General features: G+C 45.7%; 18 protein-coding genes and 1 tRNA gene. 11 read left to right on the top strand and 8 right to left on the bottom strand.

Features of this window, described 5'->3' with window-relative positions; all coding sequences use genetic code 11:
- Positions 1–75: 75 nt before the first annotated feature.
- The 3 genes from ACLWOR_RS16260 (at position 76) to ACLWOR_RS16250 (ending at position 3,518) form a co-directional block, all read left to right on the top strand.
- Positions 76–519 (top strand): YaiI/YqxD family protein, encoded by a 444-nt coding sequence (locus ACLWOR_RS16260; protein WP_413941851.1) that lies wholly within the window; start codon positions 76–78, stop codon positions 517–519.
- A gap of 186 nt (positions 520–705) precedes the next feature.
- Positions 706–1,524 carry a c-type cytochrome gene (locus ACLWOR_RS16255; RefSeq protein ID WP_413941850.1) on the top strand — a complete coding sequence of 273 codons (819 nt, stop codon included), beginning with the start codon at positions 706–708 and terminating at the stop codon, positions 1,522–1,524.
- Between the two features lie 176 nt (positions 1,525–1,700).
- Positions 1,701–3,518, top strand: coding sequence for a methyl-accepting chemotaxis protein (locus ACLWOR_RS16250; protein ID WP_413941849.1), 1,818 nt, complete (start codon positions 1,701–1,703; stop codon positions 3,516–3,518).
- Positions 3,519–3,539: 21 nt separating this feature from the next.
- On the opposite strand, the gene ACLWOR_RS16245 is transcribed toward ACLWOR_RS16250, so the two are convergent.
- The 3 genes from ACLWOR_RS16245 to ACLWOR_RS16235 form a co-directional block, all read right to left on the bottom strand.
- Positions 3,540–4,787 (bottom strand): cyclic nucleotide-binding domain-containing protein, encoded by a 1,248-nt coding sequence (locus tag ACLWOR_RS16245; RefSeq protein ID WP_413941848.1) that lies wholly within the window; start codon positions 4,785–4,787, stop codon positions 3,540–3,542.
- 185 nt (positions 4,788–4,972) lie between these two features.
- Positions 4,973–6,127, bottom strand: a complete 1,155-nt coding sequence (locus ACLWOR_RS16240; protein WP_413941847.1) for a mechanosensitive ion channel family protein — start codon at positions 6,125–6,127, stop codon at positions 4,973–4,975.
- A 15-nt stretch (positions 6,128–6,142) separates the two neighbouring features.
- On the bottom strand, positions 6,143–6,934 hold the full coding sequence (locus ACLWOR_RS16235) for an undecaprenyl-diphosphate phosphatase (RefSeq protein WP_413941846.1): 792 nt from the start codon (positions 6,932–6,934) through the stop codon (positions 6,143–6,145).
- Positions 6,935–7,089: 155 nt separating this feature from the next.
- Here ACLWOR_RS16235 and ACLWOR_RS16230 point away from each other — a divergent pair, with 155 nt between their 5' ends.
- The 3 genes from ACLWOR_RS16230 to ACLWOR_RS16220 all read left to right on the top strand — a co-directional run bounded on the left by ACLWOR_RS16230 (position 7,090) and on the right by ACLWOR_RS16220 (position 10,330).
- Positions 7,090–8,634, top strand: a complete 1,545-nt coding sequence (locus ACLWOR_RS16230) for a S8 family serine peptidase (protein ID WP_413941845.1) — start codon at positions 7,090–7,092, stop codon at positions 8,632–8,634.
- Positions 8,635–8,733: 99 nt separating this feature from the next.
- Positions 8,734–9,513, top strand: a complete 780-nt coding sequence (locus ACLWOR_RS16225; protein ID WP_413941844.1) for a PilZ domain-containing protein — start codon at positions 8,734–8,736, stop codon at positions 9,511–9,513.
- 1 nt (position 9,514) lies between these two features.
- On the top strand, positions 9,515–10,330 hold the full coding sequence (locus ACLWOR_RS16220) for an enoyl-CoA hydratase-related protein (RefSeq protein ID WP_413941843.1): 816 nt from the start codon (positions 9,515–9,517) through the stop codon (positions 10,328–10,330).
- Here ACLWOR_RS16220 and ACLWOR_RS16215 read toward each other — a convergent pair.
- On the bottom strand, positions 10,317–10,964 hold the full coding sequence (locus ACLWOR_RS16215) for an inner membrane-spanning protein YciB (RefSeq protein WP_413941842.1): 648 nt from the start codon (positions 10,962–10,964) through the stop codon (positions 10,317–10,319). The genes ACLWOR_RS16220 and ACLWOR_RS16215 overlap by 14 nt on opposite strands.
- On the bottom strand, positions 10,957–12,315 hold the full coding sequence (locus ACLWOR_RS16210; protein WP_413941841.1) for a dihydroorotase: 1,359 nt from the start codon (positions 12,313–12,315) through the stop codon (positions 10,957–10,959). The genes ACLWOR_RS16215 and ACLWOR_RS16210 overlap by 8 nt, the downstream gene beginning before the upstream one ends.
- An 89-nt stretch (positions 12,316–12,404) precedes the next feature.
- On the opposite strand from ACLWOR_RS16210, the gene ACLWOR_RS16205 reads away from it, so the two are divergent.
- On the top strand, positions 12,405–13,331 hold the full coding sequence (locus tag ACLWOR_RS16205) for a hypothetical protein (protein ID WP_413941840.1): 927 nt from the start codon (positions 12,405–12,407) through the stop codon (positions 13,329–13,331).
- Between the two features lies 1 nt (position 13,332).
- Positions 13,333–14,067 carry a HEAT repeat domain-containing protein gene (locus ACLWOR_RS16200; RefSeq protein WP_413941839.1) on the top strand — a complete coding sequence of 245 codons (735 nt, stop codon included), beginning with the start codon at positions 13,333–13,335 and terminating at the stop codon, positions 14,065–14,067.
- On the opposite strand, the gene ACLWOR_RS16195 is transcribed toward ACLWOR_RS16200, so the two are convergent.
- Together ACLWOR_RS16195 and ACLWOR_RS16190 are read right to left on the bottom strand one after the other, a co-directional pair.
- Entirely contained in the window at positions 14,064–14,579 is a 516-nt protein-coding gene (locus ACLWOR_RS16195) for a hypothetical protein (protein ID WP_413941838.1), read from the bottom strand. The two genes, ACLWOR_RS16200 and ACLWOR_RS16195, sit on opposite strands and share 4 nt — an antisense overlap.
- Positions 14,551–15,999, bottom strand: coding sequence for a carboxypeptidase-like regulatory domain-containing protein (locus ACLWOR_RS16190; protein ID WP_413941837.1), 1,449 nt, complete (start codon positions 15,997–15,999; stop codon positions 14,551–14,553). The genes ACLWOR_RS16195 and ACLWOR_RS16190 overlap by 29 nt, the downstream gene beginning before the upstream one ends.
- A 214-nt stretch (positions 16,000–16,213) precedes the next feature.
- Between ACLWOR_RS16190 and ACLWOR_RS16185 the strand changes: the two genes are divergently transcribed.
- The 3 genes from ACLWOR_RS16185 (at position 16,214) to ACLWOR_RS16175 (ending at position 17,433) form a co-directional block, all read left to right on the top strand.
- Positions 16,214–16,290 (top strand) — tRNA-Met (locus tag ACLWOR_RS16185).
- Positions 16,291–16,351: 61 nt separating this feature from the next.
- Positions 16,352–16,639 (top strand): hypothetical protein, encoded by a 288-nt coding sequence (locus tag ACLWOR_RS16180; RefSeq protein ID WP_413941836.1) that lies wholly within the window; start codon positions 16,352–16,354, stop codon positions 16,637–16,639.
- A gap of 191 nt (positions 16,640–16,830) precedes the next feature.
- Positions 16,831–17,433: a hypothetical protein gene (locus ACLWOR_RS16175; protein WP_413941835.1), complete on the top strand. Its 603-nt coding sequence runs from the start codon at positions 16,831–16,833 to the stop codon at positions 17,431–17,433.
- 61 nt (positions 17,434–17,494) lie between these two features.
- On the opposite strand, the gene ACLWOR_RS16170 is transcribed toward ACLWOR_RS16175, so the two are convergent.
- Positions 17,495–18,103 carry a hypothetical protein gene (locus tag ACLWOR_RS16170; protein WP_413941834.1) on the bottom strand — a complete coding sequence of 203 codons (609 nt, stop codon included), beginning with the start codon at positions 18,101–18,103 and terminating at the stop codon, positions 17,495–17,497.
- Positions 18,104–18,131 lie beyond the last annotated feature (28 nt).

Genomic DNA, 18,131 nt, shown 5'->3' with positions numbered 1-18,131 from the left:
AGGCTTCTCCGTAGCGGAGAAGCACCGCTTCCTAAATAAGTACCAGGAACCTTCCCAGTATGGCAGAATCGTCTCATGATATATGTCGATGCCGACGGGTGTCCGGTCAAAGATGAAATTTATAAAGTCGCTGAACGTTTTCAAATCAAAGTGATTTTGGTCGCGAACAAAGCGATGTCGATTCCTTTTAACGCTTTGTTTGAGATGAAAGTCGTTTCATCAGGCTTTGATGCCGCTGATGATTGGATCGTTGAGCAGGTGACACCAAAAGATCTTGTTGTGACGGCTGATATTTTATTAGCCGAGCGATGCGTGAAAAAAGGAACGCGCGTTTTAAATCACAAAGGTGTTGAATACGATGAAGACAACATCGGCATGTCAGTGGCGAATCGCGAATTGATGCAGAACTTACGACATATGGGAGAAATGCGCGGCGGACCTGCGCCCATGGATAAAAAAGCGCGTTCGAATTTTTTAGGTTCTTTGGATCGTATTCTCCACGCTCTTAAAAAAATCTAAGGAGATCGGGGATCTTTCTACTGTCGGCAAGTTGTTGCCAAAACTTTGTGGAACAACCCAAAGCGAGAATCATAAAGAGCTCGTAAAAAGAATCTTCAACAGCGATGTTTTCAACACTTTTTAAGAAGTTTCTGGGGGCTAAATTTGTTATGAGCATCGGCTCAACTCTTGCTTTTGCAAGAGAGTATGAAAACACTCATCGTCTCAATTTCATCAGTAGTAGTCCTCACGTCTTGTAGTTATCCAATGGGCCTTGTAGGAATAGGCTCTGAAGTCGCAGGAGAGAATGATTCAGCATCTCTCTTAAATCCTTCGCTGGAACCACAGGCCATGGCCATCATCGAACAGAACTGCACCGGTTGTCATACTGAGACTGCAGGCCCCGCGAATGTCTATAACTTAACCGATACCGACCATCTTCTTACAACGGGAATGTTGGTGCCTGGGAATGCAAACGCGTCCTTCATATATACAGTGATTCAAACTGATCAAATGCCTCCCGGCGGTGGAGTTTCCCAATCTGATAAAGAAATTTTGCGCCGCTGGATTGCCGGAGATAACGGTTCGACACCGACACCTTCACCGGGTCCAAGCCCAACGCCATCACCATCTCCAACTCCGAGCCCAACGCCGACTCCGTCTCCAAGTCCGTCCCCTACACCAACACCAAGTCCATCACCGAGCCCAACACCGTCACCAACGCCAAGTCCGACTCCAAGTCCGACGCCAACTCCTGCGCCGGTAACTTACACAAGTCTTCGTGCAAGCATCTTCCAACCGAAGTGTTTATCCTGTCATACAGGAGCGAGTGCCAAAGCCGGCGTTGCACTTGATACTTATGCAGGAGCGACGAAAACAAATGCGATTAATAAAACAACACCAACAAGCAGTCGCATCTATGTCGTCACGAAAAGCGGAGCCATGCCAACTTCAGGAGCGAAGTTAACAGCTGATCAATACAACTCACTCTTGCAATGGGTTCAAAACGGCGCACCTGAAAAATAAATGAAAGTGGCCTCCAAAAGGGGGGCCGCCACTTATGGCGTCTAGATATGAACATCACTTAAGTATGTTTCATTGAAACCTATAAAGCCCATCAAACGTCGAGGACATTGATCCAAACCGGGTTGAATTCATTATTTTCTCTTAGTGCTACAAACAAATCCCGTATGCTCAATATCATGCAAAGAGAACTTTCACTTAAAGCAAAGATCGCGCTGCCTATCTTATCTATTACAGCTATTGCCTTGGGGCTTTTGACCTACTTCTCTGCTTCGAGTAGTTTCAAAACTGCGGAAGAGGATGCGGATGTGAAGCTTATGAAATCGGCAGAAGCATTCGCCAATGCAATCAAGGCCGATCTCGATACGCAATTAATGGTTGCGATCCAACTCAAAGCCTACCTATCAAGTACCCGGCAAAACGGTGGCCATGATCGCCACAAGGTAAATGAAGTTTTAAAAACAATGCTGATGCAAGTGCCTGGAGTTTTTGGAACTTGGGCCACGTATGAGGTTAATGCCTTCGATGGCAAAGATGCAGAGTATTTCAAAACTCCAGGTTATGAAAAAACAGGGGGCTTTGGTCCTTACTGGCATCGCAGTGTGAACGATGATGGCATTTCTTGGGAAAATAGTACTTCATATGATGGCGAGTTCTATCTTGCTCCGAAGCGAGCAGGCAAAGCCGTCTTGACCGAGCCCTACTATGATACCGTCGACGGAAAGAAACTTTTTATGTCTTCTGCTGCGATTCCTGATTTTAAAAAAGATGGAACGTTGGCTGGGGTTGTTGGTATCGATATTCTTTTAGATGATCTCGTTAAGAAAATTTCCGAGGTAAAGCCCTTCTCAACGTCGCAAGCTTATTTGGTATCAAGCCGATTTAACTATGTGACGAATCCTGAGGCTTCGATGGTCGGAAAACCTGTCGTTCTGTCATTTGCTGAAGAAGAATTTAAAAAAGCTTTGAGCGAGGGACGTGCGCTTCTGCAAAAAGGTTTTGATGAGAATCTTAAAGCTGAAGCATTAACGATTATTGTCCCGGTGAAAATTGCGATGTCAGGTGAAAATTGGGCAGTGCTGATTACAACTCCAATGGCTACTGTGCGAGCGGGTGCTTACAATTTGCTGATCAAGCAACTCTGCATTTTTGCTGCGTGTTTGATCGTTATGTGTCTTGCCGTTTTTACGGTGTCCCGTCGTATCGCGACTCGATTTACGCATCTTACGCAAAAACTTGAGCAAGCTGAAAGCGTTGTAACGGGAGCGATCGATCAACTCAGTCGCGCCGGCAAAAATCTGGCCCAATCATCAACTGAATCGGCAGCTTCTATCGAAGAAACCGTGGCAAGTCTTGAGGAGATGAGTTCCATGGTAAAATTGAGTGCAAGCCATGCAAAAGAAGCGGCGGTTCTTTCGGGAAGTTCAAGTAAAAGCGCTGAAGTTGGGAACGTCGAGATGTCAGCTCTCTTAGGTGCGATGGGAGAAATTTCGGATTCTTCCAAAAAAATTGCTGATATCACGGGTGTGATTGACGATTTGGCTTTTCAGACCAATTTACTGGCTTTGAATGCTTCCGTGGAAGCCGCGCGAGCTGGGGAACACGGAAAAGGTTTTGCTGTTGTGGCAGATGCTGTCAGATCGCTGGCACAAAAATCCGCTGAAGCTGCCAAAGACATTACGTCTTTGATTTCTGATTCCGTGGATCGGGTTGAGCGCGGGAGTGATAAAGCCGGATCTTCCAGTCGCAATTTAAATGAAATTGTTTCTTCAATCAAAAAAGTCAGCTCGCTAAATGGAGAAATCTCTGCTGCGAGCGACGAACAATCAACTGGAATTCAGCAGATCAGCAAGGCCATGAATCAGTTGGATCAATCTATTCAAACAAACGCAGCTGCAGCAGAAGAAATCTCGGCTACGGTGCAAGAGATTTTGAATCAAGCCATTGTGATGAAGTCTGCCGTAAGCGAAATGAATAAAGTTGTTCGAGGCGGTTAGTGTTAAAACCTCAAGGCCTCGTTACGAGGCTCTTGTTTGAACGACGTTATGAACGTGCTCGAGGAATTCAGGATATTTGTTGCAAACGTGATCGAACGAAGCTTTTTTAAGAACATATAGATCACAAAACTGTGTGGCTTTGGCTGTTGCATTTCTTTTACCATCAAAGAGCAGAGCCATTTCCCCAAAGAAACTGCCCTCGGTCAGTTGGGCCAGAGAGTCCCCCTGTTCAGAGAGAATCTCAATGCCGCCTTTGTAAATGAAATACATCGCATCACCATGGTCGCCAACTTTAAAGATTTTCTCTCCTGGGACACAGACGTGGGACTCAAGTTCATTCATCAAATCTTCAACTAGTTCATGGGATGCCCCTTGTAAGAAGGGCACCTGTTCCAGAACGGGTCTATTAATATGAAAAAATAATTCAGACTGAATTTTCTTTGGCAAATCTTCCAAGGCCGAATGGTCGCGATAGCCTTTTTTATGTTGCCACATATAGTGATAATACGATCGAACTCGCGAACGCGTATCGGTCGGGATGCGATGAGAACGCATGAAGTTTTCAACTTTGTCCAAGTTGTCCATGTGATGTTCGCGAGCCGCATCTTTACGTGCTAAAAGACTGGCGACGTTGCTGAGGATAAAACCAAACACGCCAACACCCGTTACTTGTACGAGGCAGGTGAAAAGCATTTGCGGAATCGTTTTTGCTGAAATATCGCCATAACCTACGGTGGTCAGAGTTGTGAACGACCAGTAGATCGCCTTCACGTACTCATAAATTTGATCGCGATCGGGGCCTGCCGTGCCACTGCCCAGGGAAATCCAGGCACAGGCAATTAAATGCAGTAAAAGCGGCATCATCACAAAAATCGGAACCAGGCGATAGGTGATCGGTTGAAGATGGCCAAAGTTGTCCAGAATTCCTTTGACGTGACGAACATGCCGAGCTGCCAGTAGGTTGAAAATCAAAAGAGCACTGACAGTCGTATCAAAGAATACAAATGCCACGAGCGACAATGGAAGCAGGCAGATCAAATCGCAAACAAGCCCCAAACTCTTCCAAGACGCCAGTTCTCGGAAGTTAACTCCGGGCTTTTGAAAATAAAGATAAACATTAATGCCCGCTACGACTGAAACCAAAAGATCAAAGAGTACTTCAAGCTGCGGATTTAAAACATAGCCGATCAAGCGAAGCGGAATCCAAAATCCGACAAGAAAGGCTCCGGCCACCGAGATGATTTTCAAAGCTTGTATTTGGCTTTTCATATCTATCTCTTCGGACTCCAAACCACCTAATCCAAGTCTGGAAATCCAAAAGACAAAGGTCCAGCAGGAAGCCAAAGAGGTACGCCGTACCTTTTTGAAACGCGGAGAGTTGAAAAACAAAACCCCACTTCTTTCGAGAGTGGGGATCTAACGCAGTGTAGACCCAAAAAAGAAGCAGGCACCTTTTAGGTGAGTTGGGCTGGGCCTACGTTGCGGTGATAAACCGTGCGAGTAGGGTAAGCAAAGTCGATTCCGAGTTCGCTGCCGATTTTCAAAATGTCCACGAAGATTTTTTCTTGGTGATCCAACTCTTCTTGGCCTGTGGCTGCGCGCAGGTGGAAGTTAATCAAGATATTCAAACTTGAATCTGCGAAGTTGTTGAAGTTCACAGAGACGGTGTCGGGATTTACTAAACCATCCTGGCGAATGGCGTAGCGAACGCGTGCGCAGAATTCTTCGATTTTTTCTGGCGGAGTTTCGTAAGCAATCCCCACGTTTTGACGGATACGACGGAATGGGCGCATTCCCATATTGTCCACTGTTTCTTTGGCCATCATTGCGTTAGGAATTGTGATCACGGAGTTATAGAACGTGCGGATGCGAGTTGAACGGAAACCGATTTCTTCAACCGTGCCTTCCATGTCTTTTACTTTGACCCAGTCGCCGAGTTTGAATGGTGTATCCAGCAAGATCGTGATCGAACCAAAAAGATTCGCCGCCGTATCTTGCGCTGCTAACGCCAAGGCCAAACCGCCCAGGCCCAGACCGGCAAGAAGCGACATTACGTTTAAACCAAAGCTTTGTAAAACAATCAGCAAACCCAGAACAACAACCAAAACCTTCATCGTCTTAGTTGCAAACGGTGCCAACTGATCATCCATCGTGCTCTCAGTTTTTGCCGCGTAATCAGAAAACACACTGCCGATCGCATCGACCACATAATAAAGCAAACGAATCAAATGGAACGCCAAAAACGCACGAACGAAATTGTCGTAGCCTGTGTGAAACTTTTCCGGCAAGTCCGCAGCGTGACCGACGGCAAACCATAAGCTCGTGAGCAACAACCACGAAAGCGGGCGTTCAATCTGCAACGCCAGTAAATAAGCCCAAAAGCTCTTTGGATATTTTTTAGCGATCAAATTGTGTTCTTTGATTTTCTTAAGAACCCATTGGATCAGGGGACGAATCAAAAGACCCAGAACAAGTCCGGTCACCAAAACAATCCATTTCCAATTCGCGATCAAAATAACTTGATACTTAAGGACGGCAATCATGTCCTCTGAAAGGAAGTCTAATTTTTCAAACCAAAGTTTTTCAATTGCTGATTCAGTTGCTGCCATCTCGCGTGCCTCTCACTACATAAGTTGCAATTCGTGGCCACTATAAAGCATCACTAATATAATGACACCTACCAAAATACGGTAATAGCCAAAACCTCTAAAGCCGTACTTGCTCACAACGCCAATGAAAAATTTAATCGCGATAATCGCAACTACAAAAGCAACAAGAGAACCCACTGCCAACACGCTCCATTGTCCAGGCTCAATTGTTTTATAAATCTTCAACAACTTATATAAAGTTGCCGCCGCCATCGTTGGCACAGCGAGGAAAAATGAAAATTCAGCTGCTTCCTTTTTGTTCATGCCAAGTGTCAATGCTCCCATAATGGTCGCCCCTGAGCGGGACACACCGGGAATCATGGCGATGGATTGGAACAGTCCAAGCTTCACCGCGTCTTTATTTGTTAAATCCGAAGTTTTGCGGCCAGTGGATGTTAATGGAGCGAAAATGCGATCCGACCAAACTAAAATAATTCCACCTAATATAAGAGACCACGCCACAACCTGAACGCTTCCCAATAAATGCTCGACAAGGTCTTTGGCGACAAAGCCGATGATGGCAGTTGGCAGGAAGGCGATGAAGAGCTTTTTATAGAAACTCCATTCGGGAAGAAAGCGTTTCCAGTACAACACTAATACAGACAGAATCGCACCAAACTGAATGATAACTTCAAAGGCTTTGGTAAAAGAATTGTCTTCAATCCCCATCATTGATGAAGCGATAATCATGTGTCCTGTTGAGGAGATCGGCAGGAACTCTGTGATGCCTTCGACGATTCCTAAGATGATTGCGTGCAAGTATGTCATATAGCTTTTTCTCCTCGGCGACATTGTTGAAAAGAAGGGGAGTGGGTTCAACTTTCGATCACACGTGTCATGAATTTTAAGATTTGTTTAAGATTTTCCTACTCATTGTGGATCAAATCTGATTTGATTTTTTTCACCACGGAGGGGGTTTAATTATGAAACGTGCATTATTATTGGGTGCAATGATGTTCGGTTCGCAAGCTTTCGCAGGTGAATACCTAGTGAAGTACACGAACACGAGCGCACTTAACATGCTCACAAGAATGACTACTATGTCAGTTTCTGCGATCCAAGCGACGGACCACAATGAAACTGCGCAACTAGTAAAAGTCGACATCGTAAAAGCTCAAGAAGCTCGTGCTCTTGCTGCTCTTCTTTCTCAACCAGGTGTTGAGTACGTTGTTCCAAACTTTAAATTGAAAGCTTTCACAGCTCCAGTTGATGCAGCTGCTTTGAAGGACCAATGGGCTATCGCGAAAGTTCAAGCTGAAAAAGCATGGCAACGCGCTGGTAACAAAGGTAGCCGCAACGTGATCGTAGCTGTTATCGACACTGGTGTTGACTACAAACATCCAGCATTGGCTCCAAACATGATGGCGGGTTATGACTTCGCTGAAAACGATGCTGATCCAATGGATAAAACTGGTTTCCAAAACCCTGGTCACGGTACTCACTGTGCAGGTGCAGTTGGTGCAACTGGTTTGATCGATGGTGGTACTATCGGTTTGTCTCCTGAAGTTACTTTGATGCCACTTCGTTTCTTGGACGAAAGAGGTTCTGGTGACCTAAATAATGCAATTAAAGCGATCGACTACGCTGTAGAAAAAGGCGCGCAAATCATCTCAGCTTCTTGGGGTGCAGCGGTTCCTCGTTCAACAGCAGCTCCATTGTTGGAAGCAATCAAACGTGCTGACGACAAAGGTGTTATCTTCATCGCAGCTGCTGCGAATGATGGTAAAAACAACGATACAACTGAAATGTATCCAGCGAACAACGGATTCCCGAACTCAATCACAGTTGCGGCTTCTGGCGCTTCTGATGCAAAACCATCTTGGTCAAACTACGGAACAGCAACTGTTCACGTATCTTCTCCGGGTGAAAACATCATGAGCACATTGCCAAACAATAAGTACGGAAACCTTTCTGGTACTTCAATGGCAACTCCGCTTGTGTCTGGTCTAGTAGCTTTGATGAAAGCTCAAGATCCTTCACTTACTGGTGCGCAAGTGCGTGCGATCCTTCAAACGACAGGTGCTAAAGTTTCTATCGAAACTGCATGTAACTGCCGTGTTGACGCTTTCGAAGCAGTTGATGCTGTTATCTCTAAGAAAATGGTTGTTGTTCCAGCTGCTGCGACAGTAGGTGCGGGCGAAACAATCGCAGTTTCTGCACTTCATGGTAAAGCTCCATTCAAATTCGCTTCTTCTAACTCTTCAGTTGGTACGATTGCGGACAACGGAACTTTCACTGCGGTTGCAAACGGTTCGACAACTATCACAGTGACAGATGCTGATGGTAAAACAGCTTCATCTTTGAACTTCAATGTAGGTCGTAAATCTGCAGGTAACCCACCAGGCGGTAACCCAGGTCAACCACCACCACAAGATCCAGGTCAACCTGGCGATTGCCCACTTGGAGATCCAGCGATCTGCCAAATCATCTGCCAAATCAAACCTGACCTTCCGTTCTGCAAACAGTAGTCTGTTGAAGAAAAAGGAAACATAAGAAAAAGGCTCCGCAAGGGGCCTTTTCTTTTTTGTTGTGCCAAAGCTTAGCCTTCCATATCATATAACTCACATATGAAAAGAAAGCCCTGGGCGATAGTCATTCTTGCACTCCTTCACGTTCTAGCACCATTTGGGAATCTTGTTCTCAATGCACTTCGATCCGGTCGCACATTGCCGATGCAGTGGCAGTTTTGGTCCGAAGTTTTGCCAAAATCTTTGTTTTTAATTTACATCTTAGTGCCACCACTCGCCGGGTTGTTCATTTATATGTGTCGCCGTTGGAGTTATTGGGCGTACATCGTTTGTTTGGGAATTATCTTTATCTCCAATCTTTATAGCTTCTGGTCGTATATGACCTGGATGACTTTCGCATTCTTGGTGTTTGTGATTGTCGCCGATCTTTTGGCAGTGGCGTACTTTGTTGTGCCGTCGGTAAAAAAAGTCTACTTCGATCCGCGCCTTCGTTGGTGGGAAGCAGCTCCTCGTTATAACTTCGATCATAACGTGATCGTTAACAAAGCTGTGTCAGCATACGTGAAGAATATTTCTTACGGTGGTCTGTTCATGACTTTCCCAGAGCCTTTGGAAGAAGCGCAAACTTTGGAATTAACTTGGGAGTATGAGGGTGTTTCCTATAAAGTAACAGGAAACGTCGTTTATAAAACTCCAGGCGGTTATGGCGTTCGTTACAATCATACTCCAGAGACATCTGCAGCTATGAAAAAACTAATGTATCGCCTGCATAAAAAAGGTTTGATCGTGCGTGAACGTTTGCCAGGTCCTGAAGACAGTTTTGGCACTTGGATTAAAAAACTGATCCGCACACGCTCGGGTCTGTTCCCTAAGGTGTAAAATGTCTTTCTATTCGCAAATTTATCCGCATTTAAAAGTGAACCTCGACAAGCATCAATTGTGGGTGACACTGGACAATGCGGAACAAAGTAATGCGATTTCGTTAGAGATGATTTCTTCTCTGACTCAAGTTCTCAAATACGCTGATTTCGACAGTGACGTCCGCGTGATAATCATCACGGGCGAAGGCACTTCGTTCTGTGCCGGTGGCGATATCAAAGCCATGGAACACAAAACCGGAATGTTTCACGGTGAATCCAACGAGCTGCGCATGCGCTATATGCACGGGATCCAACAAATTCCAATCGTGATTGAAAGTTTATCAACTCCAGTGATTGCGATGGTGAACGGGCCAGCAATTGGTGCGGGTTGTGATCTGGCGATGATGTGTGATTTGCGAATTGGGTCGGCGAAAGCAAAGTTCGGCGAAACTTTTGTGAAGCTCGGACTTGTTCCGGGTGATGGTGGCAGTTACTTCCTTCAACGTGTTGTCGGATTTAGTAAGGCGATGCAGATGTCTCTTACTGGAGATATCTTAGCAGGGGAAGAAGCCTACAAATTTGGTTTGATGAATTACTTCGTCGGTGAAAGTGATCTGCGCGCAGAAACACAAAAGCTCGCTGATAAAATCGCCAACAACGCACCAGTCGCTGTACAGATGACGAAAAAAACCATGAAGATGGCTTACTCAAATGATCTTCAAACGATTTTGGACGTGGCCGCGGCCTACCAAGGCATCACACAAAGAACCGAAGATCACTTCACAGCTCTTGCTGCAATGAGAGAGAAAAAAGCTCCTAATTTTACCGGGAAGTAGTTTTGCAGCTGCTCTCTGGAGAAATGAGAGTGTGACCATCCGTGAGCTCTTGCTGCATTTGTTGAAGAGCTTGAGCAGAAATAGATTTTCTTAAGAAGATAACTTCCAAAATCAGGTACAAAACAAAACTAACAGTCAGGCCGATACCTTTTAGCAAAGCCCATGCGGTCGTACTCCAAGCAAACGCTGCCCAAACCGCAAGTCCTGTGTGCGCTAAGAAAAACAATCCCACTCGGAAAGTCACACCCGACATTTTAGCTTTGATCGCATCAGGAAATTTCTGACCTTGTTGTTCGGCTAAAACCACAAGCAACGGTTTCTTCACAAGCAAAGATCCCCACATCGCAACAACCAAAGCGGCTTCCATCAATGCGGGCTGCAACTTAAACCAAATGCCTTCCGAAGAAATCAAAGACACACCACCCAGAACCAGCAATAATCCATTCCCAATCCAAGTGATCTTTTGGACTTTCTTGTGCTTCACTAACTCATAAGTAATTTCGCCGACACCAAAAACCATCCCGGCAATCAAACCCGCGACAGTCCCGTAGTATTCTTCAATCAAAGTAAAGGCGATAACAGGCAGGAGGCCCGCGAAAAACAAAGCTCCCATCTGTCTTTTTGGATTACTCATGCTTGGTTCCTTTAAAATTCACAGGCTTGCCAGTTGATGGTAAAACAACTTTGTCGTTTTCCATCACCACGTTGCCGCCAACGATTGTATGTGTCGGCCAGCCTTTGACTTTGCGACCATGGAACGGAGTCCATCCGCAGCGACTTGCAATCCAAGAATTATCAATCGTGCGCTCAGCCTTCATATCTACAATTGTGATGTCGGCATCGTAGCCTTCGCGTAAGAAACCTTTATTCTCAACCCCAAACACACGAACAGGATTCATCGTCACCAGCTCAACAAATTTAGTAAGCGACAATTTTCCATTGTTCACATGATCCAGCATCAACGGCACCAACGTTTGCACGCCTGGAACTCCTGAAGGACTTGCAGGATAAGGACGATCTTTTTCTTCACGCGTGTGAGGAGCATGATCGGAACCAATCACATCCACAGTTCCGTCCAGTAACGCCTGCCAAATGCGATCCATATGACGTTTTTCACGAATCGGCGGATTTTGTTGCGCATAAGTTCCCAATTGATCGTAACAATCAGGCGCAAACAAAGTTAAATGCTGAGGCAAAACCTCAACCGTCGCAATGTCTTTGGCGTCTTTTAAGATATCCATCTCTTCGCCAGTGGAAACATGCAACACGTGAACAGGGCGGCCGGTTTTACGCGCAATACGCAACAGGCGAGTTGTTGAAGAAACAGCAGTTTCCACATCACGCCATACAGGATGGGCATGCGGATCGGCGGCTTCGGTTGCGATATGTTTTCTTTCGCGCAAACGAATTTCGTCTTCGGAGTGAATGATCACGCGGCGTCGGCCTTGTTTTAAAATTTTCTCGAGCGTTTCATCGTCTTCGACTAGCAACGTGCCAGTCGAGGATCCCATAAAGATTTTAATCCCTGAACAGTGGGGAAGAGTTTCAAGGTCTGGCAGAGTCGCCACATTGTCATGTCCGGCGCCAACAAAGAAGGCATAGTTACAATGAGCCCGACCTTTTGCGCGTTCTAGTTTATCAAAAAAAGCCTCGCGAGTCGAAGTCGCAGGGTTCGTGTTCGGCATTTCAAAGATGGAAGTGACTCCGCCTAAAACCGCAGCTCGCGTTCCCGTTTCGAGATCTTCTTTATGAGTCAATCCAGGTTCACGAAAGTGAACTTGGCTGTCGATCACCCCAGGAAGGACATGATGTCCATGGGCCTTAATCACTCTCTGTGCGGGTTCTGAGATATTTGCATGAATTTTAGCGATGCGGCCATCTTGAATAGCGATGTCGGCCTGTTGCTCGATAAGACCAGTTCCAGTCGGGTTGGGGAGAAGGCAGGTAGCTCCTTGAATCACGATATCAAAAGGGCGCACGGACATAATCACCTCAGATTTTGAGAAAACTTACCTTAGACACCATCAAAGGTCCAGCGTTGACGAGGTGTCTGACATAAGCGAGAATTTGTATTGTGACGATAGATAAATTTCTCTCCTTTTGGAGTCAGCACAATACCGTGATAATCGAGGGCCTTGTCGCCCTTATTATTCTCCTCTCATTATATGTAGCATACCGTGGATTCTTTGGAAAAAAAGAGTCCGGGGGTTCTTCGGCTGAGCTAGGTGGCGGACTTGATGCAGTTCAACTCGAAAAAACTCTGCAAAAGATTTTGGAAAATCAAAATGTCACAGGCGGTGGCAAAGCGCGCGCGGCCAGTGTCGATCTTGGGGTTGATGTTGATTTAGACAGCATGGATAAAGGCGAAGGCGGTAGCGGTGAAGCCAGTGCTGAACTGACTGCTGAAGTCGCACAATTAAAACAAGCCTTAGCAGAAAGCCGCAAAAAAGCTGAAACCCTTCAAGGCAAAGTCAAAGAAGCCGAAGAAAAAGCCGCACAAGCAGCCGCTGCGGGCGGGGGAGCTCCTGCGGAAGCCGGCATGAGCGCGCAAGAAAAAGAAGACCTCTCTGGAAAAATCCGTGATCTTGAAGCCCGTTTGGCAGAGTACGAAATTATCAGTGAAGATATCGCGGACCTTTCTCGTTATCGCGAAGAAAACGAAGAGCTGCGTAAAGAACTTGATAATGTCAAAGCCGGAGCTGCCGCAGCACCGGCGGCACCAGCTGCTCCCGCTCCGCAACCAGCAGCACCTCCACCACCTGAGCCGGCTCCAGAAGTTCCGGTTGCCGAAGCAGCCCCAGCAGAACCTTCGGTCGGCGCTGACCTGATTGATGATGAGTTGATGAAAGAGTTCGCTGCCGCTGTCGAGGGACAACAAAATAAGACACTCGAAAAGGCTGCACAAAAAGCAGGTGACGGTACCGCCGAGGCGCAAGATAATGGCGATGATGCTTCCAAATTGATGGATGAGTTTGAAAACTTCGTAGCAAAGAAGAGTTAATATGAAGAAGGTCGTTTTAGTTTCGGGGATTCTTTTAAGTGTTTCTTTGAATGTACTAGCGGCCACTCCACAACCTTCATCCAGTACTTTAACATCTGCTTCTGACATTCTGAATTTACCTGCAGAAAATCGTCGCCTGGTTTTAGAAACTCAAGGTGACAAGTACTACAATCGCTTTTTGGAAATTGCTTTTAATGAAGAGCAACCGATGAGCATGCGTTGGCGCGCTTTGATGGCTGCGGCTGAGGCGGGTCAGAAAAAATCAATTCCTGATCTTTTAAAAGCCGGTGATCACAAGCTGTGGTACATGCGAAACGCAGCCCTGATTGCTTTAAATGAAGTCAGTGGCACGGAAGCGCAAAAACTTGCAACAAAGCTTCTAAAAGATAAAGCCTTGGTGGTTCGTTCTGCAGCGGTGAGTGTGATGGATAAAAACCTGACTCCTGAAACCCGCGATCTTTTATGGGATGAGCTCAATCAAAAATATAACTACAAAGGCACGCAAAGCCTTTGGATTCGTCACCAAATCGTGGAAGTTCTGGCGCAAAAGCCTTTTGACCATGAGCTTAAGATCTTTGCCGATCTTTTAACGGATAAAGATGCCCGTGTTCAATTGCCGGCTGTGAAAGGTCTTGAGAAACTCACCGGCGTAAAATTGGGTGAAGGTAAAATGCAGCAATCCGCTCTTGTCGGGCTGTGGAAAGACTATATCAAGAAAGATAAGTCGCTTAATTAGTTAGCAGCTCTTTTAAGCGCGTCTTGGATAATGAGTTCGCGCTCGATTCTATAAAAGATAATTTTCTCTTCGAGTCCATCTGTATCAATCGTTTCAGGTTCCGAGAAAAAATCGCGCAGGATTTCAGTTTTCTTTTCAATAGAAACGCGGGTTGATTCTCGGCCCTCAGTTTTTCCTTTGGCAAAGTTCAAAATCAACTTATAGCGAATCCCACTTGAAGGGGCGCGATCGACATTGGGTGGCAACCAGCCATCAATGCCTTTGATATATTCAGTTTCAATAATGCCGGTATCTTGGTTTTCTTGCGCGATCGGGTATTTGATCACCGCATGAGCTGCACGCCAGACGTTGTCATAGCCGGCAAAGAATACGCGTTGTTTATTAATTTGCGACATTTGTGCGTGCGCTGAGGGCTTTTTATCAAAAAGGCTGCAACCCAATAAGGTGCAGCCCGTGATGATCACAGAAACTAAGAGAACTTTTTTAGAAAGAAAGCGAACTGTGTGTGACATGTGTTGCGGCTTCAATTATAGCAGGACCCAGTCCCACTTGTGAAGCAGTTTGGGACCCGATAAAGGAAACTTCCCAACGTTTTTTACCGCTTACTGGAGCTTCGTTTGGCCATTTTGGAATTGCCATACGCTCTTGCCAGTCCGAAGCATAGATTTCCCACTGAGGATTCATCAGTTTTACTTTCGCGCTTCCTTGCTGAACTTCTTCTTCTTTTGAAAGCACCGTGTAAGTCGCAATTGGATTTACGCCTTCAACTGTGTTGAATTTCGGGAACAAAAGTTCGCCGTTTTGCAGCGACGGATCTGCAATCAAAGGAAGCATTTTTGGAGAAATGCCTGCTGTGAATGGAGAAAGAGCCGCACTCATACGACCGCCTGCTTTTTCGCCTTTCATTTCTGATTCCTTCATCAAAACGCCCAAAAGCAATTGATCAGAACCAGGCAGTGCATTCACGTTCAATTTTTTACCAGATTCGATTTTCTTCACATCTGTTGGGATCAAGTAACCAGATTGGTTTGATACGCCGACAGCCATAAAGATTTCATCGGAGCGGTGAGTGGGAGCGTTTACTTCTTTTTTCTCGTTGAAATTCAATTCACGAGTTGGAACGTCCAACTTTGTTGAGCCTGTGCGCACGTCGATATCACGGATACCACCGCCATTGATGCGGATATCGTTAATCACGTCATAGAACTCTTTCCCGTTTTTAAGATCTTCCAAAACACCTTTGAAAGCAAAACGACCGCGAGCCGCGAACACGCGTTGGATACCTTGTTGACCAGCGTAAATGCGGTATGAAGGTTTTTCCAAAGTCACAGTGAATAGACCATATTTTTCGCTCTGTTTAGGAAGCGAAATGTTAGCTGGGATATCCACGTTTTGACCGTAAACGCTGATGCGGTCGACTTGCGGGCTGATAACGTTTGTAATATTAAACGCCAAAAGATCCATTTTCGAGAACGCTGGCATCACCAAGCCGAAATCGATGTAACCGTCTTTGTCTTCAACTGGAAGTTCGCGAGCGACACCTTTGATTTCAAATTGCGCGCGAGTTGTTGCCGCACGAAGTTTGATCGTCAAAGAGCTCGGTTCTTGATTCATATAAGTTACGCGCAAATAACCAGGGGCTTGCACCGTGATGTTTGCAGGTGTTGTCCAACCCGCTGGCAATGCGATTTGGCCGTTTTCGTCAGTTGTTAGGAAATTTCCAGCAAACGGGGAGTTCAAAGCATCGCCGATAAGGACTTGGGCATTGGCAATCGCTTGACCTTCCAGGTTCAAGATTTGGATCGCTGGGACTTCAAAACGATCAAAAAGTCCGCCGAAGAAGCTGGTTGGTTGCTGTTGGTGTTGTTTATTGGCATCAGAACAGCCAACGATCAGGGCAGGCATCAATGCTGCCACGAATAGTTTTCTCATAAGTTTTCCCCCTCCATGAGTTTTTCTTACGTCGTCTGTTATTGCATTGTGAGATCGCTTCGGGGTCAAGACTAAAGGCGAGCAATTACTCAATAAGATAGAAAAAGCACTTTAACGCAAAGCCCAGTATTGACATATAACGTATGAGGACTTAAAAATTGCAGCTCGCGTCGCTCGTGTATTCTTCTAAGTGCACGGGAGATTGCGTTCGGTTGGTGGGGTAGCTCAGCTGGTTAGAGCAACGGAATCATAATCCGTAGGTCGGCGGTTCAAGTCCGCCTCTCACTACCAATTTTTAAAGCCTGGGGGAACCCGGGTTTTTTTTTGCCCGAATCACGAAAGCGACGTAGCCATGCCATCTATCAAAACTGAAGCCGTAAAGCTTATTAAAAACCACCTTAAAGAACTGAACCAATCAGCTGAAGTCCTTGGTGGCGTTTTCATTACCGGAATGGACGGCGCTGTAGCTGTCATTGGGGTTGAAAGTTCTAAAAAGAAAATTATCTTCCGCACGGGCTTTGTCAGCGACAACGTGAACCAGCTTTTGGATGCGCAGGTCGAAATGCAGGATCTTCTTGAAGATGAAGGTATCGAAGCGATTTCCGAACACGATTTCAATATCGCGATTAGCGAGCTCTAATATTTTTTCTTTGTTCCGCCTGTGATGCAAAACTTTGTGGTTGAAGCAGGCTCGACAATAACAAACGAAAATATCTATTCGATACTTCCCGTTTTCACAGGGAACATTATCTTTTACACAAATACATGGGTAATTCGTCATTTGTTTTCTTGGCGTGGACAAGTTAGTTCACGCGCAAAAAGGGAGAATGAATGAAAAAAATTGTCTTTTTACTTGTGACTCTTTCGCTTTTTACATTTCAAAATTCTGTGCTTGCCAGTGGGTTACCTGAAGTCCCGCCAGAGGATCTGCCACCAAGGGAGGGATTTCGCGCCACCGTTGTCAAGAGCCTCGATGGTTCCGTCGTGCATTGTGAACGCGGTATTCCCTATACAGGAGTGCCTGGACAGAAATTCATTCTGATTCAAAAATCGCACGATGGTGAAGACGAAAGAAATTTTTTCGTCGGTGTCGGAATTCATCTGGTTACTTGCCGTAACAACACGTGGATGATCGATTCGGATCCGTACCGTGAAGAATACGAAACGATGGATGGCGATCGTGTCACAGTCGTTTACGACGACTTCCAGGTTTTTATTAAAGACTCTTCAGGTCGGGTGATTTATAGAGAGAAAATTCGTGGGGTGAGTCGAGGCTACTTCCATCGATTAACAATGGAGCTTCGCAAAACGCGAGCTCGCACCGCAGACTACGAAATTCTCGTCCGCGCTATGAAGACGGTTTATGCCAACGATCGTTTCTTGCACAAAGACTACGTGCCATTTGGAGTTTTTAATTTACGCTTGGAACACTAAAGTCCCCAACTCTACGCCAATGGATTGGCGTAGTTTTCCTGAAGATCTCGGCTCCGTGCTTTTAAGGCAAATAAGTGTCTGCACTTCGCCCATAGATGGCAGCTTTTTTCACAACGTTTTCTTGCGGATCGGTTTCAACTAACACAATTAATTCGGGATTGCTGACAAGCTTATAAAACGGCGACTCGGGTGTGAGTCGATTTTTATCGGTGATGAGGATGATACTATAATCAAAAGCATCAACAGAAACGGCGTTGAGATTTTGAATCCTCATTCGTGATGGGGGAGCCGGATAAGGCTCTTCATGCTTGATCGCGATGAATTGATATTCCTCGTCTTCAAGCAGGCGTGCGCAGTAATCCTTGGCGATTCTTTCAAAAGCACTTCCTAAAAGAGTTTCTTCTTCGTTCTGATTTTCCAGATGGCTTTTTAGTATGAGGCCGGTTGCGTAGTACAACAGACCTGCTTTCCCTAGATTTGAGTGCACTTCAATTGATAAAGTTTCTTCTTGGTATTTAAGCTCGCGGTGCGATTTAAAATATTTCCGCTGTTCAAAAAATACCTCAGCAAACGCGGCCTCTCGGGCAAAGCGCTTTTCGCATTCAGGGCAAACAGAGCTCTCTGAACTTAATTGGCTGGTTTGTTTAAGGCATAAAGGGCAAGCGACCATGCATGCATCTTAAGCCTAGTTTTAACGC

Source organism: Bdellovibrio sp. HCB2-146 (genome assembly GCF_047345725.1).
GTDB lineage: Bacteria > Bdellovibrionota > Bdellovibrionia > Bdellovibrionales > Bdellovibrionaceae > Bdellovibrio.
Note: the sequence above shows the minus strand (reverse complement) of the source record. Positions and strands in the feature narration are given on the sequence as shown.

What these genes read in the sequence shown, in the direction of transcription:
- ACLWOR_RS16260 (WP_413941851.1), top strand. Translation starts at nt 76, where the DNA reads ATGATATATGTCGATGCCGACGGGTGTCCGGTCAAAGATGAAATTTAT.
- ACLWOR_RS16255 (WP_413941850.1), top strand. Translation starts at nt 706, where the DNA reads ATGAAAACACTCATCGTCTCAATTTCATCAGTAGTAGTCCTCACGTCT.
- ACLWOR_RS16250 (WP_413941849.1), top strand. Translation starts at nt 1,701, where the DNA reads ATGCAAAGAGAACTTTCACTTAAAGCAAAGATCGCGCTGCCTATCTTA.
- ACLWOR_RS16245 (WP_413941848.1), bottom strand. Translation starts at nt 4,787, where the DNA reads ATGAAAAGCCAAATACAAGCTTTGAAAATCATCTCGGTGGCCGGAGCC.
- ACLWOR_RS16240 (WP_413941847.1), bottom strand. Translation starts at nt 6,127, where the DNA reads ATGGCAGCAACTGAATCAGCAATTGAAAAACTTTGGTTTGAAAAATTA.
- ACLWOR_RS16235 (WP_413941846.1), bottom strand. Translation starts at nt 6,934, where the DNA reads ATGACATACTTGCACGCAATCATCTTAGGAATCGTCGAAGGCATCACA.
- ACLWOR_RS16230 (WP_413941845.1), top strand. Translation starts at nt 7,090, where the DNA reads ATGAAACGTGCATTATTATTGGGTGCAATGATGTTCGGTTCGCAAGCT.
- ACLWOR_RS16225 (WP_413941844.1), top strand. Translation starts at nt 8,734, where the DNA reads ATGAAAAGAAAGCCCTGGGCGATAGTCATTCTTGCACTCCTTCACGTT.
- ACLWOR_RS16220 (WP_413941843.1), top strand. Translation starts at nt 9,515, where the DNA reads ATGTCTTTCTATTCGCAAATTTATCCGCATTTAAAAGTGAACCTCGAC.
- ACLWOR_RS16215 (WP_413941842.1), bottom strand. Translation starts at nt 10,964, where the DNA reads ATGAGTAATCCAAAAAGACAGATGGGAGCTTTGTTTTTCGCGGGCCTC.
- ACLWOR_RS16210 (WP_413941841.1), bottom strand. Translation starts at nt 12,315, where the DNA reads ATGTCCGTGCGCCCTTTTGATATCGTGATTCAAGGAGCTACCTGCCTT.
- ACLWOR_RS16200 (WP_413941839.1), top strand. Translation starts at nt 13,333, where the DNA reads ATGAAGAAGGTCGTTTTAGTTTCGGGGATTCTTTTAAGTGTTTCTTTG.
- ACLWOR_RS16195 (WP_413941838.1), bottom strand. Translation starts at nt 14,579, where the DNA reads ATGTCACACACAGTTCGCTTTCTTTCTAAAAAAGTTCTCTTAGTTTCT.
- ACLWOR_RS16190 (WP_413941837.1), bottom strand. Translation starts at nt 15,999, where the DNA reads ATGAGAAAACTATTCGTGGCAGCATTGATGCCTGCCCTGATCGTTGGC.
- ACLWOR_RS16180 (WP_413941836.1), top strand. Translation starts at nt 16,352, where the DNA reads ATGCCATCTATCAAAACTGAAGCCGTAAAGCTTATTAAAAACCACCTT.
- ACLWOR_RS16175 (WP_413941835.1), top strand. Translation starts at nt 16,831, where the DNA reads ATGAAAAAAATTGTCTTTTTACTTGTGACTCTTTCGCTTTTTACATTT.
- ACLWOR_RS16170 (WP_413941834.1), bottom strand. Translation starts at nt 18,103, where the DNA reads ATGGTCGCTTGCCCTTTATGCCTTAAACAAACCAGCCAATTAAGTTCA.